Consider the following 16,349-nt stretch of genomic DNA (forward strand, 5'->3'; position numbering starts at 1 on the left):
GGCCCGGGCCGGGCCGGCGCACAGCGCCGGGGGCGCCGCGCCAATGAGTCGCCTCGCCCTCCCTGCGGGTCTGGTCGCCGCGCGCGACCAGTGGCGCATGCGCTGGAACCGGCTCGCGCGGCGCGAGCGTCGTCTCGTCACCACCGCGCTGACGGTGATCGGCGCGGTGCTGCTCTGGATGCTGGCCGTTCAGCCGGCCTCGCGCACCTTGCGCGACACCCCGGTGCAGCTAGATGCCGTGGAATCGCAGTTGCAGCAGATGCAGCGCCAGGCTGCTGAAAGCCGTGAGCTGCGCAAGCTGCCGACCGTCAAGCCGGCCCAGGCCGAGGCCGCGCTGCGCGGTGCGACCGAGCGGCTGGGCGCGAACGCCCGGATCACGCTGCAGGGCGACCGCGCGACACTGACGCTGAGCGGTGTGCCCGGCGAAGCCTTGGCCGCCTGGCTCGGCGAGGTGCGCAGCGCGGCGCGCGCGCGGCCCGACGAGGTCAAGCTCTCGCGCGGCCCGAACGGCTACAGCGGCAGCGTGCTGCTCAGCCTGTCGCGTCCCGGCTGAAACGATTCCACGCTCACGCACGAGGCGCACTCTGATGGCCCGCCCTTTCCCAGCCTCCCGGTGGCGCCCGTCGACGTGGCGTGTGTCGCTGTTGCGTCGACCCGGCGATGCCGGCGCTGCATCCCGCGCGAGCGAATGGGGCGAATCCACCTTCGAGGGCATGCGCTGGGAGCGCGCTCGGCACGCCGGGCGACGCTGGGCGATCTGGGGTGCGGTGCTGGGGGGCTTGCTCGGCTTGCTGGCCTTTGCACCGGCCGCCTGGCTCGCGGCCTGGGTGGAGCGTGCCAGTGCCGGCCATGTGCTGCTGGCCGACGCGCGCGGCAGCCTGTGGCACGGCAGTGCCGTTGCCGTGCTCACCGGCGGCGCGGACAGCCGCGACGCGCGGTCGCTGCCAGGACGCCTGCAGTGGACCTTGCGCCCGGCAGGTCTCGCGCTGGCGCTGGAGCTGGAACATGCCTGCTGCCTCAACGGCCGCCCGAGCCTGCGGCTGGCCCCCGGTTTCGGGACGCTCACGACCACGCTGCAAGGCTCGCCGGCCTGGATCGGCCAATGGCCGGCCGAGTGGCTGGTCGGACTGGGCACACCGTGGAACACGCTGCAGCTCGGCGGTGTCCTGCGCTTGAGTTCGACGGGCATCAGCCTGCAGACGGTGCAGGGACGCTGGCGCGTGAACGGCCAGGCCAGCCTGGACGTGGTGAATGCCGCATCCAGGGTATCGACACTGGACCACCTGGGCAGCTACCGTCTCCAGCTGGACAGCGACCCGGCCACTGCCGGCACGGCGCAGTTGACCCTGAGCACGACCGAAGGCGCCTTGAGGCTCTCGGGACAGGGTGCGCTCGGAGCCGGCGGCCTGCGCTTCCGAGGTGAGGCGAGCGCGGCCGAGGCCGACCAGCCGGCACTGACCAACCTGCTGAACATCATCGGGCGGCGCGACGGCGCGCGGTCCGTCATTTCGATCGGATGATCATGAGCCTGCCCTTTTCCCCGAAGCCCGCTCGCCGCGCCACGGCGCTGCGCGCGCTGGCTGCGGCCGTGGTCAGCGTCGCGCTCGGCGGCGCTGCGCCGCCGGCCCTGGCGCAAAAGACCAAGTCGCGTGAACCGGTGACGCTGAATTTCGTGAACGCCGAGATCGAAGGCGTGGCACGCGCGATCGGCGCCATCCTGGAGCGGCAGATCGTGATCGATCCGCGCGTCAAGGGCCAGATCACGCTGTACAGCGAGCAGCCGCTGTCGCCGCGCGAAGCCTATCTGAACTTCCTGGCGGCGCTGCGCGGGCTGGGCTTCACGGTGGTCGAAGTCGCCGGGCTGTTGAAGGTGGTGCCCGAAGCCGACGCCAAGCTGCAGACCGGCACCGTGTCGATCGGCACCGTCTCGCGCCAGGGCGACCAGATCATCACGCAGATCTTCCGGCTCAACCACGAGAACGCCAACAACCTGGTGGCCGTGCTGCGCCCGCTGATCAGCCCGAACAACACCATCAACGCCAACCCCGGCAACAACTCGCTGGTGATCACGGACTACGCCGACAACCTGCAGCGCATCGCGAAGGTGATCGCGACCATGGATGTGCCCGGGGCAACCGACGTCGAGGTGATCCCGCTGCAGCACGCCGTCGCGTCCGACATCGCGGTGCTCGTGCAACGGCTCTCCGACGCGCCCGTGGCGGCCGGCGGTCCGCCCGCCACGGCAGCCGGTGGCGGGCTGTCCGTGATGGCCGATTCACGGACCAACGCGCTGCTGGTCCGCGCCGCCAATCCGGCCAAGCTAGCTCAGGTGCGCGCGCTGATCGGCAAGCTGGACCAGCCGGGCGTCGGCGGCGCCGGAGGCAGCAACATCTACGTCGTCTACCTGAAGAACGCCGATGCGACGCGTCTCGCGCAAGTGCTGCGGGCCGCCTTCAGCAACAGCGGCAACGCGGGCAGCAGCAACCTCGCCAGCCCGGGCACGAACATCGCGAACCTGGCGAGCACCCAGAACAACAACCAGAGTTCGACCACCGGCGCCTCTCCCCAGTCAACCAACCCCGTCAACTCGGTCGCGCAGCCCTCGACGGGCGGCTTCATCCAAGCCGATCCGGCGACCAACGCGCTGATCATCACCGCGGCCGAACCGCTGTACCGCCAGTTGCGTTCCGTGATCGACCAGCTCGACGCGCGCCGCGCCCAGGTCTATGTGGAAACCATGATCGTCGAGGTCAATGCCACCAAGGCCGCCGATGCGGGCATCCAGTGGCAAGGCCTGATCGGCAAGGACGGCGACAAGACCGGCCTGATCGGCGGCACCAACTTCGGCACCGGCGGCAACAACATCATCAACCTGTCGATCGCGGCGGCGGCGGGCGGCACGTCGCTCAGCAGCAGCCTGCCCTCGGCCGGGCTGAATCTCGGCGTCATTCGCAAGTTCGCGGGCATCTACACGCTAGGGGCACTGGCCCGCTTTCTCGAGACCAATGCCGACGGCAACATCCTCTCCACGCCGAACCTGGTGACGCTGGACAACGAGGAGGCCAAGATCGTCGTCGGCCAGAACGTGCCCTTCGTGACCGGCTCCTTCACCAGCACGGGCACCGGCAGCGGCGCGACCAACCCCTTCCAGACCATCGAGCGCAAGGACGTCGGCATCACGCTGCGCGTGAAGCCCCAGATCGGCGAGAACGGCACCGTGCGCATGACCGTGTACCAGGAGGCGTCGAGTGTCGTGAACCAGAACGTCTCGCAAGGCGTGGCCGACGCGACCGCGGGGCTGGTGACGAACAAGCGCTCGATCGAGTCGACCGTGGTGGTCAACGACGGCGACATCCTGGTCATGGGCGGCCTGATGCAGGACCAGTTCCAGAACAACACCAGCGGCGTGCCGGGGCTGTCCAGGTTGCCTGGTGTCGGCGCGCTGTTCCGCAGCGACAACCGCACGCGCACCAAGAGCAATCTGATGGTCTTCCTGCGCCCCCAGGTCATGCGCAGCGCCGAGAACAGCAATGCGCTGTCGCTCGACCGCTACGACCTGATCCGCGCCCAGCAGAAGGACACGCAGCCCGAACCGCGCGTGCTGCTGCCGACCTTCGAGGCCCCGGTGCTGCCGCCCCTGCGTCCGCCGCCGGGTGAACCGATGCAGCCCGCCCCCACGCCGCCGGCCTCGCCACCGTTGCAGAACTGAGCGCCGGGTCCCGCCATGTCCACCCGCCATCCGCTGCCCTACGCCTACGCGAAGGCGCATTCGTTGCTGCTCGAGGACAATGGCAGCCAGCTCGTGCTGTGGGCCGGCGACAGCGTGTCGCCATCGGTGCTGAGCGAAGTGATGCGGCTCTATGCGGTCGATGCGCTCGAGCGCGAAGCGCCGGCCACGCTGTCGCAGCGCATCGCGCGGGTCTATGCCGGTGGCGAGTCCAGCGCCGCGGCGGTGATCGGCGAGGTCGAGAGCGGCGTCGACCTGTCACGGTTGATGCAGGACCTGCCGGCCGTCGAGGATCTGCTCGAAGCCGCCAACGACGCGCCCATCATCCGCATGCTCAACGCGCTGCTGACACAAGCCGCGAAGGACGGCGCCAGCGACATCCACATCGAGCCCTACGAGCGCAGCTCGGCGGTGCGCTTCCGCGTTGACGGCACGCTGCGCGAGGTGGTGCAGCCGAACAAGGCGCTGCACGCGGCACTGATCTCGCGCCTGAAGATCATGGCCGAGCTCGACATCTCGGAGAAGCGATTGCCGCAGGACGGTCGCATCTCGCTGCGCATCGGCGGGCGTGCAATCGACGTGCGCGTTTCCACATTGCCCAGCGCCCATGGCGAGCGCGCGGTGCTGCGCTTGCTCGACAAGGGCGACAGCACGCGCTTCTCGCTCGAATCGCTGGGCATGAGCGGCGAGACGCTCGAGAAATTCAAGCGCCTGATGGCCCAGCCGCACGGCATCGTGCTGGTCACCGGACCGACTGGCTCGGGCAAGACGACCACGCTGTACGCCGGCCTCGGCCAGGTCGACACGCAAACGACCAACGTGCTTACGGTCGAGGACCCGATCGAGTACGAGCTGCCCGGCATCGGCCAGACCCAGGTCAATCCGAAGATCGACCTGACCTTCGCCAAGTCGCTGCGCGCGATCCTGCGCCAGGACCCGGACGTGATCATGATCGGCGAGATCCGCGACTTCGAGACCGCGCAGATCGCAATCCAGGCCTCGCTGACCGGCCATCTGGTGCTCGCCACGCTGCACACCAACGACGCGCCCAGCGCCGTCACGCGGCTGACCGACATGGGCATCGAGCCCTTCCTGCTGAGTTCGTCGCTGCTCGGCGTGCTGGCGCAGCGCCTCGTGCGCAAGCTCTGCCCCGAGTGCAAGAAGCAGGACGACAAGGGCCGCTGGCACCCGGTCGGCTGCCCGGCCTGCGGCAGCACCGGCTACAAGGGTCGCACGGGGGTCTACGAGCTGATGGTCGCCGACAGCGCCATCCAGAGCCTGATCCACAACCGCGCCGCCGAGTCGCAAGTCTTCGTGGCGGCCGAACGCGCCGGCATGAAGACCATGCGCGAAGACGGCGAACGGCTGGTCGCCGGCGGCGTGACCTCGCTCGAAGAGCTGATGCGGGTCACACGGGAATGATGAATCCATCGCTCTGGGGAACGCGCGCTCACGATCCGGGCATCGAGCCCGGATCGCTCGCCGGTCGCTGCGCTGGTCGATCCCCGTAGACGGGGCCCTTCGCCACGCGCCCTATGCCCGCCTACAAGTTCGACGCCCTCGACGCCGCCGGCAAGCCCAAGACGGGACTGCTGGAAGCCGACAACGCGCGCGCCGCGCGCGCGCAGTTGCGGCTGCAGCAGCTCGTGCCGCTCGAGGTCAGGCCCGTGTTCTCGCAGGCGGTCAACACCCGTTCGTTCCATCTGGGTCGCCGCGTCTTCAACAGCACGGGTTTGGCGATCTGGACCCGCCAGCTGGCAGGGCTCGTCAGTGCCGGCCTGCCGCTCGAGCGTGCCCTGACCGCGCTGGCCGACGAGGCCGACGACCCAAGCCAGCGTGAGCTGCTCGCTCACCTGCGGGCCGAGGTCAACGCCGGCTCGCCGTTCGCGCGCGCGCTGGGCAATGCACCGCGCGAGTTTGACGACGTGTACCGCGCAGTGGTCGGCGCCGGTGAGCAGACCGGCCAGCTCGGCTTGGTGCTCGAAAAGTTGGCCGATGACCTGGAAGAGCGCCAGGAGCTGCGCAGCAAGCTGATCGGCGCGGCGCTCTACCCGGCGATCGTGTCACTGGTGGCCATCGTGATCGTGGTGTTCCTGGTCACCTACGTCGTGCCGCAGGTCGCCAGCGTGTTCGTCAGCGGCAAGCGTGCGCTGCCCTTCCTCACCAGTGCCATGCTCGCGATCAGCGCCTTCTTGCGCAGTTGGGGCTGGCTGATGGCCCTGGCCGTCGCAGGCAGCGTGGGGACACTGCTCTTCATGCGCCGCAACGAAGCCTTTCGCGAACGCTTCGACGCGTTCTGGCTCACCTTGCCGCTGGTCGGCCGCCTCTCGCGCGGCTACAACGCTGCGCGCTTCGCCGGCACGCTGGCGATGCTGGCCGGCGCTGGCGTGCCGATCCTCAAGGCCTTGCAGGCCGCCGCCGAAACCCTGAGCAACCGCGCAATGCGTGCCGATGCGATGGCCGCCCTCGTTCAGGTGCGAGAAGGTGCGCCGCTGGCCTCGGCATTGGCCGGCAAGCGGCGCTTCCCGGGCCTGCTGGCGATGTTCGCGCGCCTGGGCGAGCAGACGGGTCAGTTGCCGATGATGCTGCAGCGTGCAGCAAACCAGCTCGGCACCGAGGTACAGCGGCGGGCGCTGGCGCTCGCCACCATCCTCGAGCCGCTGCTGATCGTCGTCATGGGCGCGGTGGTGATGCTGATCGTGCTGGCGGTGCTGTTGCCGATCATCCAGCTCAACACCTGGGTGAAATGAATACCGGCCCCGCAGGGCCGGTATTCACCGCTCGATCGACGCAGGACTCAGAGCCGGTCAGTCTTGGACTGTTCGTCGCGCAGCGACAGCGTCTTGGCACCGCCCAACTGCGCACCGGCCTGTGTCAGTGACACAAATGTCGTCGGATGCAGCTGTGACAGCCGCGACGCTTCGATCCGGCGCACGAAGTGCCAGCCCGCGGGCGTCTTGACGAAGGCAAAGCCCGTCGGCAAGTCGACGAACACACCGAAATCCTCGACCGGAACGGTCGTTTCAGCGTGGACGGGCAGCACGGCCGCGACGACCAGGGACAGGGCAACCAGGGGGCGGAACAGAGTCTTCATGACGAACCTCTAACCAAGCAGTCGATCGACGGCCTCTCTGTAAGACACCGTCACCGTCGTTTCTGAAGCAGTCGATCGACGGGCTGTAGCCCGTCACCGTCTAACTAGGGTAAACCATTATATGCTGGCGTCTCGAGGCTTGCACGGGTTATGTTGCAGCGCAGCATCGGCATGCCACTTCCGATACCCCCGGCACGTGGGTTGCATGCGATCTGCTCGGGGTTTGCCCCGTTGATCCGGGGCTGGCTTGCGTCAGGCTTTGCTGCAATGGATCTCAATGGGTTGTTGTCTGGAGGATCTGCATGCCGTCGTCCACCGCCACCGAACTCGTCACCGTGCCGAACGGGCTGCCACGATCGGGCCTGCCGATTGCCCACATGCGCAGCGTCTACCGCCTCGGTGACGTCGAGCGCCGGCTCGAGAAACTACCCGCCAAAGAGCACGAGAGCCTGCGCGCCACTTACGAGCGCATGCTCGAGAAGGGTGCAGAGCGCTTCCAGGTCAAGCCCTCGGGCGTGCCCGCGATGGATCACCTCTATGAGCAACTGCCCAATTTCCACGACGTGCTCGACGACGTGAAGCGCCAGCTCGCGCTGTGCCATGACAGTCGCGACGCACTCGAGATCACGCCCATGCTGCTGCTCGGCCCGCCCGGCGTCGGCAAGACCCATTTCGCCCGCGAGATCGCGCAGTTGCTCGGCACCGGCCTGGGCTTCCTGTCGATGAGTTCGTTGACCGCCGGCTGGGTGCTCAGCGGCGCCTCGAGCCAATGGAAAGGCGCACGCCCCGGCAAGGTGTTCGAGACCCTGGTCGACGGCCAGTACGCCAATCCGGTGATGGTGGTCGACGAGATCGACAAGACGGGCGGCGAGCACGCCTACGACCCGCTCGGCGCCCTGTACAGCCTGCTCGAGCACGACACCGCTGGCAGTTTCACCGACGAATTCGCCGAGGTGGCGATCGATGCCAGCCAGGTGATCTGGGTCGCCACCGCCAACGAAGCGCGCGCCATCCCCGAGCCGATCCTGAACCGCATGAACGTGTTCGAGGTCCAGACGCCCGATGCCGCCGCGGCGCGCTCGATCGCGGCCCGGCTGTACCGCGGCATCCGCGCCGACCACGACTGGGGCAGTCGCTTCGCGCCGGCCCCGGGTGACGACGTGCTCGACGCCATGGCCGAGCTGGCACCGCGCGAGATGCGCCGCGCCTGGATGACCGCTTTCGGCAATGCCAAGCTCTCTGGCCGCAACGAGGTGCAGGTGCGCGACCTGCCGCAGGCACACGGCAAGCGCTCGCCGATCGGCTTCGTGCAGTAGTCCCGACGCGGACAAGCGGCGAGGCGCATGCGGTGCCAGGCATGCCGCCGGGCTAGGATGCGCGCATGTCCGTTTCCCTCGCCGGCCAGCTCGTGGTGGCCATTTCCTCGCGCGCGCTGTTCGACTTCGAAGAAGAGAACACGGTCTTCGAAGGCAACGATGACCGCGCCTACATGCAGCTGCAGCTGCAGCGGCTCGAACAGCCGGCGCGGCCCGGCGTCGCGTTCTCGCTGGTGCACAAGCTGCTCGCCTTCACCACGCCCGAGGCACCGCGCGTCGAGGTGGTGATCCTGTCGCGCAACGACCCGGTCTCCGGCATGCGGGTGTTCCGCTCGGCCCAGCACTACGGCCTGCCGATCCAGCGCGGCGTGTTCACGCGCGGCAGCTCGCCGTGGCGCTACCTGAAGCCCCTGCATGCCAATCTTTTCCTGAGCGCCAACGATGCCGACGTGCGCTCGGCGCTCGAGGCCGGCGTGCCGGCGGCCCGCGTGCTGCCGCATGCGGCACGCGCCTCCGAGGCCCACCCGAACGAGGTTCGCATCGCCTTCGACGGCGATGCCGTGCTGTTTTCCGACGAGGCCGAGCAGGTGTTCCAGAGCGACGGGCTCGACGCCTTCCAGCGCCACGAGGCCGACCGCGCCGCCAGTCCGCTCGCGGCCGGCCCGTTCAAGCCGCTGCTCCACGCTTTGCAGCAGCTGCAGCAGGCCAGCACCGACCGCATGCGCCTGCGCACCGCGCTGGTCACCGCGCGCAGCGCACCAGCGCACGAGCGCGCGATCCGCACGCTGATGAACTGGCACATCGAGGTCGATGAGGCGATGTTCCTCGGCGGCCTGCCGAAGGGCGAATTCCTGCGTGAGTTCGAGCCTGACTTCTTCTTCGACGATCAGACGCGCCACGTCGAGAGCGCGGCGCACCACGTGCCGGCCGGACACGTGGCCTCGGGCGTGTCCAACCCCTGAGGACGCCCGGTCCGTCGTGACGCGGCCTGCCGCTCCGGAGTACAGCCATGACCGACGACTTCTTCGCCCCGCCCCCGTTCAAGGCCGAAGAGGCACTCACCACGCTCAAGCGCAGCCTGCGCGAATGGCGGCTGGTCGAGCGCGCGGGCCGCTTCGAGTTGCACGGTCGGGCGGTTGTCGAACTGGCATTGGAAGCCGGTGCGATCCGCGCGCGCGTGGTGCGCCAGCCGGCGCAGTCGCCGCAATGGAGCGACAAGCTGCTCAGGAACAGCGCCGACATTCGCCGCTTCGGCGACGAGCTCAAGCAGTTGCTGGCACGCTGGGACGACAGCGACGACTGACCCCCGGGCAGTTCGGGGCTCCCTCCTGCGTGCCACCCGGCACCGCGATGGCCGCAGGCCCGGTGGCAGCGTTTACGTAGTTTCCGGCATGGCCCCGCCGGCGGGAGCCTCTAGCATTCCTCACGCTTTGAAGTTTCCCTCGAAGGAGTTCCGTATGAAACGCTTCCTGCTCGCCGCCACTGCAGTCTTCAGCATGACCTGCGCACTGGCCGAGTACCCGGAAAAGCCGATCACCATCGTCGTGCCGTTCTCTGCCGGTGGCCCGACCGACAAGGTGGCACGCGACTTTGCCGAAGCCCTGCGCAAGCCGCTGGGCGGCGCCACGATCGTGATCGAGAACGTCGGCGGTGCGGGTGGCACGCTGGGCGCGGCCAAGGTCGCCAAGGCCTTGCCCGACGGCTACACGCTGCTGCTGCATCACATCGGCATGGCCACGTCGCCGGCGCTCTACCGCAACCTGCAGTACAAGACGCTCGACGACTTCGAGTACCTCGGCCTGATCAATGAAGTGCCGATGACGCTGATCGGCAAGCCGACGCTGCCGGCCGCCAACTACGCCGAGCTGACCAAGTGGATCGATGCCAACAAGGGCAAGGTCAATCTCGCGAACGCCGGCCTCGGCGCTGCCTCGCACCTGTGCGGCCTGCTGTTCATGAGTACCTTGAAGGTCGACATGACCACGGTGCCTTACAAGGGCACCGGCCCGGCGATGACCGACCTGATCGGCGGTCAGGTCGACCTCATGTGCGATCAGACCACCAACACCACGGCGCAGATCGAAAGCGGCAAGGTCAAGGCCTATGCGGTGACAACGCCCAAGCGCCTGACGACGCCGGCACTGGCCAAGCTGCCGACGCTCGACGAATCGGGCATGAAGGGCTTCAACGTCAGCATCTGGCACGGTCTGTACGCACCGAAGGGCACGCCGAAGGCGGTGCTCGACAAGGTCAACGCCGCACTGAAGACCGCACTGAAGGATGCCGATTTCCTGAAGCGCGAAGAGGCACTCGGCGCCGTGGTCGTGAGCGACGCCCGCACGAGTCCGGCCGAGCACAAGAAGTGGGTCTCGTCCGAGATCGAGAAGTGGGGCCCGGTCATCAAGTCGGCCGGGCAGTACGCCGACTGAATGCAGTCCCCGGCTACGCGGGATACCGCGCCGCTGGGCGGGGTTGCAGCCGGGTCGAGCCTGCTCAGAAGCCGCTGCGCGGAGTGGCTTTTTCACGCGCGTTCAACTGAATCGGCAGTGGAAGCTCGTGTCGCCGACCTGCGCGAGCCAGACGTGGCCACCGGGTTGCAGCAGCGCGTTGCGCAACACCCAGGGGCCGGCGTCCGGCTGCAGGCCCTGGCGCAGCAAGTCGACCATCACCGCGTCGGAGTCGCGCAGGCCGAGCGGCAGGTCCGGCGTGCGACGCCGCTCCTCGCGCCACGCCGCGGCGCATTGCGCATAGGGCAGCCGGCCCTGAGCGACCGCTTGCGCCAGCGCGCTGTCGAGCGGCGGAAAGGGGACCAGGGAAGCGTCGAAGCACTCGCGGCCGAAACGGCCGAACTTGCGGTCGCCATCGAGGTACCACTGGCTGAGCATCTTGGCGCGCCGCTGCGGCAGGTCGAACACGAACTCCCAGCGCCGCGCGGCGCCATCGCTCGCAGCACCCTGCGGCGCGAGCACATGCTTGAGCCGTGCGTCGGCATCGAACTGATGCGCAGTCTTCACGGCGTGTTCCAGCGCGTGCGACACGAGACAAGGCACACCGCCGCCCGGCGGGCGCTCGCTGCGGGTCAGCGGCTCGTGCAGGCTGTTGCTGTCGAGCCGGCGGTCGATGCGGTTGAGCAGGCGACGCAGGGCACTCACGAGCACCCCCACCTCGGCGGGCACGCGATGCCAAGCGCTTTTCGTTCCAGTCGCGGGTGGGTTTTCATGACATTAGTTTGTCATGACCGCCGAGGAGCAGGCCACCGTCGCCCGCACCGGCCGAGGTTCGGACCGGCGGCGGCTAGCCGAGCGTCACGCGAGCGAACTTGCGCTTGCCGACCTGGACCACGTAAACACCGGCACCGAGCTTCAGCGCCTTGTCGCTGACCGCGGCGCCGTCGATCCGCACGCCGCCCTGCTCGACCATCCGCAAGCCTTCGCTGCCCGAGGTCACGAGCTTGGCCTGCTTCAGCAGCGCGCCGATGCCCAGCGGCGCACCGGTCAGAGCCACGTCGGGAACGTCGTCCGGCACGCCGCCCTTGGCGCGGTTCTGGAAATCCGCCTCGGCCGTGTCGGCCGCCGCCGCGCTGTGAAAGCGGGTGGTGATCTCCTTGGCCAGCAGCACCTTGGCATCCTTCGGGTTGCGGCCAGCCTCGACCTCGGCTTTCAGCGCGGCGATCTCGGCCTCGGAGCGGAAGCTCAGCAAGGTGAAGTACTTCCACATCAGCGTGTCGCTGATGGACAGCAGTTTCGCGAACATGCTGTTTGCCGGCTCGGTGATGCCGATGTAGTTGTTCTTGCTCTTCGACATCTTCTCGACGCCGTCCAGCCCTTCGAGCAGCGGCATGGTCAGGATGCACTGCGGCTCCTGGCCGTATTCGGCCTGCAGTTGACGGCCGACGAGCAAGTTGAACTTCTGGTCGGTGCCGCCGAGCTCGAGATCCGACTTCAACGCCACCGAGTCGTACCCTTGCATCAGCGGGTAGAGGAACTCGTGCACCGAAATCGGCACGCCGGCCTTGAAGCGCTTGGTGAAGTCATCGCGCTCCATCATCCGCGCGATGGTGTAGCGCGAAGCGAGCTGGATCATGCCGCGTGCCCCGAGCGGATCGCTCCATTCGGAGTTGTAGCGGATCTCGGTCTTCGAAGGATCCAGAACCAGGCTGGCCTGCCGGTAGTAGGTCTGGGCATTGGCTTCGATCTGCTCGCGCGTCAGCGGCGGACGCGTGGCGTTGCGGCCCGACGGATCGCCGATCATCGAGGTGAAGTCACCGATCAGGAAGATCACCTGATGCCCCAGGTCCTGGAGTTGGCGCATCTTGTTCAGCACGACGGTGTGGCCCAGGTGGATGTCGGGCGCGGTCGGGTCCAGGCCCAGTTTGATGCGCAGTGGCACGCCGGTTGCATCGGACTTGGCGAGCTTTCGCAGCCAGTCGTCCTGTGGCAGCAGTTCGTCGCAACCCCGGAGGCTGACGGCCATGGCGGCCTGAGCGCGGTCCGTTATCTTGAACTTGGCAGCAGAAGCCAGTAATTCAGGAGTCGTTGAGGCGTTAACCTGATCAGCAGGGTGGGACATGAGCAGGATTTGGGCTTTACACAGGGCCGCAGGAAGGGCCATCGATACAATCGCGCGTCTGCGGCGTGACGGGATTCTAGAGGGGCAACGCCCCGCCACCGTCAGTTGCACACGCTAACCACGCCGCAAGCGGCCGCTGCCAGCGCAGCCGCGATGACCGGCAGTATTTGGGATCGTCGGGATTGAACACTTCTGCTTCCTTGCTGCGCCTCGTCGAGCGCACGGATGGGCTGCTGCAGCGCCACCCGCGTCGGCTGACCGCTGCCGTGGTCACGTTGCTGCTGGGCACCGCCGTCACGGCCTTCGGCGTTGCGCCGCTCGCACCCGATGCGGCCGACCTGCCGCGCCGCGTGCTGACGCAAAGCGTCACGCCCCTCGCGCTCGACGCGCAGTTGCAAGCACTTGAAACGCATTCGCTGCCGCTCTATCACAGCGAACTGACGCGCAGCAGCGATACCGCCGACACACTGCTGCAGCGCCTGGGCATCGACGACTCGGAGGCCGCTGCCTTCCTGCGGCGTGACAGCACCGCGCGGGCAGTGCTCGAAGGCCGCCCCGGCAAAATGGTGCAGGCGCTGGCAACCAACGGCCGGCTCACCCGTCTCACGGTCCGCTCACCGGCCGAAGCAGGCGAGCAGTCTTCGACACGATTCACCCGGCTGACGATCGAGCGCGACGCACTGGGACTGCGAGCCCACACCGAACAGGCGCCGCTGTCGACCGAGGTCAGGCTCGGGTCCGGAACCATCCAGAGCTCGCTGTTCGCCGCCGCGGACGATTCGCGGCTGCCCGACACGGTGACGACACAGCTGGCCGAACTGTTCAGCACCGACATCGACTTCCGTCGCGAGCTCAAGCGCGGCGACACTTTCACCGTGCTGTACGAGGCGCTCACGGCTGATGGCGAACCCGTCACCTGGAACCAGGCTTGCGGCCGGGTGCTGGCGGCGCAGTTCATCAACGACGGACACACGCACGACGCCGTGTGGTTCCAGGAAACCGCAACGAACGGCAAGACCAAGGGCGGTTATTTCGGGCTCGACGGCCGCAGCAAGACGCGCATGTTCCTGGCCTCGCCGATGGCCTTCTCGCGCGTGACCTCGGGTTTCTCGATGCGCCTGCACCCTATCCTGCAGACGTGGCGCGCTCACCTGGGTGTCGACTACGGTGCCCCGAGCGGAACACCGGTGCGCGCCGTCGGCGATGGCGTGGTCGAGTTTGCCGGCTGGCAGAACGGCTACGGCAACATCGCGATCATCCGTCACGCTGGCGAGCGCGAAACCCGCTATGCCCATTTGAGCCGCCTGGAGGTGAAGCGCGGCCAGCGCATCGACCAGGGCCAGGTGGTCGGTGCCGTCGGCGCCACCGGCTGGGCCACCGGACCGCACCTGCATTTCGAGTTCCGCGTGCGAGGCCAGGTCCAGGACCCGATGACGATCGCGCGCGCATCCGAAGCCTTGACCATCTCGCCCGCGGCGCGGGCGCGTTTCACCGAGATTGCGGCATCGGCGAGATCGCAGCTTCAGGTGGCTTCGACGCTGGCCGTGGCGCGCTTCGAGTGAACTGACCACCCGGTGTGAAGAGCCCGCTCCGGCGGGCTTTTTCATGCGCGGATCCGGTGCGGACCGGCTTAGGATGACGTGATGAGCGACCTGTACATTGGCCTGATGTCCGGCACCTCGATCGACGGTGCTGACGGCGTGCTGGCCCAGTTCAGTGGCGAACGGCTGCAGGTCATTGCCCACGCGCATCGCTCGTTCGACCGAACGCTGCGCGCCGAGTTGCTCGCCCTGAACAGCCCCGGCGACAACGAACTTCACCGCGCGGCGCTGGCCGCCAATGCATTGGTGAAGGTATACGCGGCGCTCGTCGCGGAGCTCCTCGAGCAGGCCCCGGGCCCGGTGCGTGCCATCGGCGCTCATGGGCAGACGGTGCGCCATCGTCCAGGCCAGTTCGATGGCGTCGGCTACACGCTGCAGCTCAATGCACCGTCACTGCTGGCCGAATTGACCGGCATCGCCGTGGTGGCCGATCTGCGCAGCCGCGACGTCGCGGCCGGTGGCCAGGGGGCTCCACTGGTGCCGGCTTTCCACCATGCTCACTTCGGCCACCGCGGAGAGGACGTGGCGGTCGTCAACATCGGAGGCATCAGCAACCTCACGCTGCTGCCGGGCGGTGACGAGGTCGTGCGGGGCTTCGATTGCGGGCCCGGCAATGCGCTGATGGATCTGTGGTGCCTGCACCACCGCGGCCAAGCCTACGATGACAAGGGGAGCTGGGCAGCCAGCGGAGAGGTGCTGCCCGCCCTGCTCGCGGCGGCACGGCGCGACCCGTACTTCGCGCTGCCACCTCCCAAGAGCACGGGCCGCGACGACTTCCACGCGGCCTGGCTCGAAACCCTGTTGGACGGTTTTCCGAATGCGCCTGCACAACACGTCCAGGCAACGCTTTGCGAGTTGACCGTCCAGGTCATCGCGCAGGACCTGCAACGTCATTTGCCCGGCGCGGCCGAGTTGCTGGTGTGCGGCGGTGGCGCGCTGAATCTGGAGCTGATGCGCCGCTTGCAGATCGCTCTGCCGAACACCCGGGTGATGTCGAGCGCCGCGCGCGGGCTGCCGCCATTGCAGGTCGAGGCGGCCGCCTTTGCGTGGCTTGCCCGCGCTCACATCGAAGGCCGCCCCGGCTCCTTGAAGGAAGTGACGGGGGCCGCAGGACCGCGCGTGCTGGGTGCCTTCTATCCGGCCTGAGAGACCGCGGAAACGACAAAACCGCCCGAAGGCGGCTTTGGCTCGAAACCCGGGAAGAGAGATTGGCGTCGTCTCAGGTCGAAAAGCTCGAGCCACAACCACAGGTGGTGGTGGCGTTGGGGTTCTTGATGACGAACTGGGCGCCTTCCAAGTCTTCCTTGTAGTCGATCTCGGCACCGACCAGGTATTGCAGGCTCATCGCGTCGATCAGCAACATCACGCCGTTCTTCTCCATCTTCGTGTCGTCGTCGTTGACGATCTCGTCGAAGGTGAAGCCGTACTGGAATCCCGAACACCCGCCACCCTGCACGAAGACGCGGAGCTTCAGCTCGGGATTGCCTTCTTCCTCGACCAGTTGTTTGACCTTGCCTGCCGCACTGTCGGTGAAGACGATGGGGGCAGGCGGCATTTCGGTGGCAATGTGTTCTGCAACGGCGCTCATGGAGACTCCTGTGACTCGCGGTCCGTGACCGTTCGGGTATTGTGACCGACCGCGCTCAAGACTGCATTGGCCGCCAGTCGAAGTGCGGGTTTGTCTTCGACATTCAAGGGGCGCAGTTCGCCATGAACTTGGGCACCCTGGTGCATTTCCAGGCGCTCGTAACGCACATTGCCCTCTATGCGCGCCTTCGGTTGCAGTTCCAGCAGTTCGTCCGACTCGACGGGGCCACGGACCTCGCCGTTGACGATCACGTGCCCGGCTTTAACCCTGCCCGCGATACTGGCTTTCTCGCCGATCACCAACAGATTGCGCTCATCGCCCAGAGCAAGCACGTTGCCGAGCACTCGCCCGTCGATGCGCAGACCTTCGGTGAAACGGATCTCTCCTTCGATCACTATCCCCTCGCCGACGAGGGTACGAATCGGCGGCTGTTTGCGCATTCCAAACATCTTCT

General features: G+C 67.6%; 16 protein-coding genes. 11 read left to right on the forward strand and 5 right to left on the reverse strand.

Features of this window, described 5'->3' with window-relative positions:
• Window positions 1–43 precede the first annotated feature (43 nt).
• The 5 genes from gspM to gspF all read left to right on the forward strand — a co-directional run bounded on the left by gspM (window position 44) and on the right by gspF (window position 6,477).
• Window positions 44–553 (forward strand): type II secretion system protein GspM, encoded by a 510-nt coding sequence (gene gspM, locus ACQY9S_RS13175; protein WP_428420147.1) that lies wholly within the window; start codon window positions 44–46, stop codon window positions 551–553.
• Window positions 554–635: 82 nt separating this feature from the next.
• Window positions 636–1,520: a type II secretion system protein N gene (gene gspN / locus ACQY9S_RS13180; RefSeq protein ID WP_428420148.1), complete on the forward strand. Its 885-nt coding sequence runs from the start codon at window positions 636–638 to the stop codon at window positions 1,518–1,520.
• Window positions 1,517–3,709, forward strand: coding sequence for a type II secretion system secretin GspD (gene gspD, locus ACQY9S_RS13185; RefSeq protein ID WP_428420149.1), 2,193 nt, complete (start codon window positions 1,517–1,519; stop codon window positions 3,707–3,709). Before gspN ends, gspD begins: the two co-directional genes overlap by 4 nt.
• Before the next feature lie 15 nt (window positions 3,710–3,724).
• Entirely contained in the window at window positions 3,725–5,149 is a 1,425-nt protein-coding gene (gene gspE / locus ACQY9S_RS13190) for a type II secretion system ATPase GspE (protein WP_428420150.1), read from the forward strand.
• A 113-nt stretch (window positions 5,150–5,262) separates the two neighbouring features.
• Entirely contained in the window at window positions 5,263–6,477 is a 1,215-nt protein-coding gene (gene gspF, locus ACQY9S_RS13195; RefSeq protein WP_428420151.1) for a type II secretion system inner membrane protein GspF, read from the forward strand.
• Between the two features lie 47 nt (window positions 6,478–6,524).
• On the opposite strand, the gene ACQY9S_RS13200 is transcribed toward gspF, so the two are convergent.
• A complete protein-coding gene (locus ACQY9S_RS13200) occupies window positions 6,525–6,821 on the reverse strand; it encodes a hypothetical protein (protein ID WP_428420152.1) in 297 nt (98 codons plus the stop codon).
• Between the two features lie 302 nt (window positions 6,822–7,123).
• Between ACQY9S_RS13200 and ACQY9S_RS13205 the strand changes: the two genes are divergently transcribed.
• From ACQY9S_RS13205 to ACQY9S_RS13220, 4 genes are all read left to right on the forward strand, one after another.
• Window positions 7,124–8,137 carry an AAA family ATPase gene (locus ACQY9S_RS13205; RefSeq protein ID WP_428420153.1) on the forward strand — a complete coding sequence of 338 codons (1,014 nt, stop codon included), beginning with the start codon at window positions 7,124–7,126 and terminating at the stop codon, window positions 8,135–8,137.
• A gap of 65 nt (window positions 8,138–8,202) precedes the next feature.
• Entirely contained in the window at window positions 8,203–9,099 is an 897-nt protein-coding gene (locus ACQY9S_RS13210; RefSeq protein WP_428420154.1) for a 5'-nucleotidase, read from the forward strand.
• 47 nt (window positions 9,100–9,146) lie between these two features.
• Window positions 9,147–9,440 carry a hypothetical protein gene (locus ACQY9S_RS13215; protein ID WP_428420155.1) on the forward strand — a complete coding sequence of 98 codons (294 nt, stop codon included), beginning with the start codon at window positions 9,147–9,149 and terminating at the stop codon, window positions 9,438–9,440.
• A gap of 154 nt (window positions 9,441–9,594) precedes the next feature.
• Complete coding sequence (locus ACQY9S_RS13220) at window positions 9,595–10,566, forward strand: tripartite tricarboxylate transporter substrate-binding protein (protein ID WP_428420156.1); 972 nt, start codon at window positions 9,595–9,597, stop codon at window positions 10,564–10,566.
• Window positions 10,567–10,668: 102 nt separating this feature from the next.
• Here the strand turns inward: ACQY9S_RS13220 and ACQY9S_RS13225 are convergent, their stop codons facing one another.
• Entirely contained in the window at window positions 10,669–11,289 is a 621-nt protein-coding gene (locus ACQY9S_RS13225) for a hypothetical protein (RefSeq protein WP_428420157.1), read from the reverse strand.
• 142 nt (window positions 11,290–11,431) lie between these two features.
• Complete coding sequence (gene tyrS / locus ACQY9S_RS13230; protein WP_428425736.1) at window positions 11,432–12,610, reverse strand: tyrosine--tRNA ligase; 1,179 nt, start codon at window positions 12,608–12,610, stop codon at window positions 11,432–11,434.
• A 278-nt stretch (window positions 12,611–12,888) separates the two neighbouring features.
• Here tyrS and ACQY9S_RS13235 point away from each other — a divergent pair, with 278 nt between their 5' ends.
• The gene (locus ACQY9S_RS13235) at window positions 12,889–14,268 is read left to right on the forward strand and encodes a M23 family metallopeptidase (RefSeq protein ID WP_428420158.1); all 1,380 of its coding nucleotides are present in this window, start codon (window positions 12,889–12,891) and stop codon (window positions 14,266–14,268) included.
• 81 nt (window positions 14,269–14,349) lie between these two features.
• A complete protein-coding gene (locus ACQY9S_RS13240; protein WP_428420159.1) occupies window positions 14,350–15,453 on the forward strand; it encodes an anhydro-N-acetylmuramic acid kinase in 1,104 nt (367 codons plus the stop codon).
• A gap of 73 nt (window positions 15,454–15,526) precedes the next feature.
• On the opposite strand, the gene erpA is transcribed toward ACQY9S_RS13240, so the two are convergent.
• Together erpA and ACQY9S_RS13250 are read right to left on the reverse strand one after the other, a co-directional pair.
• Window positions 15,527–15,895 (reverse strand): iron-sulfur cluster insertion protein ErpA, encoded by a 369-nt coding sequence (erpA, locus tag ACQY9S_RS13245; protein ID WP_428420160.1) that lies wholly within the window; start codon window positions 15,893–15,895, stop codon window positions 15,527–15,529.
• On the reverse strand, window positions 15,892–16,344 hold the full coding sequence (locus ACQY9S_RS13250) for a bactofilin family protein (RefSeq protein WP_428420161.1): 453 nt from the start codon (window positions 16,342–16,344) through the stop codon (window positions 15,892–15,894). The genes erpA and ACQY9S_RS13250 overlap by 4 nt, the downstream gene beginning before the upstream one ends.
• Window positions 16,345–16,349 lie beyond the last annotated feature (5 nt).

Source organism: Methylibium sp. (genome assembly GCF_965279545.1).
Taxonomy (GTDB): Bacteria; Pseudomonadota; Gammaproteobacteria; order Burkholderiales; family Burkholderiaceae_C; genus Methylibium.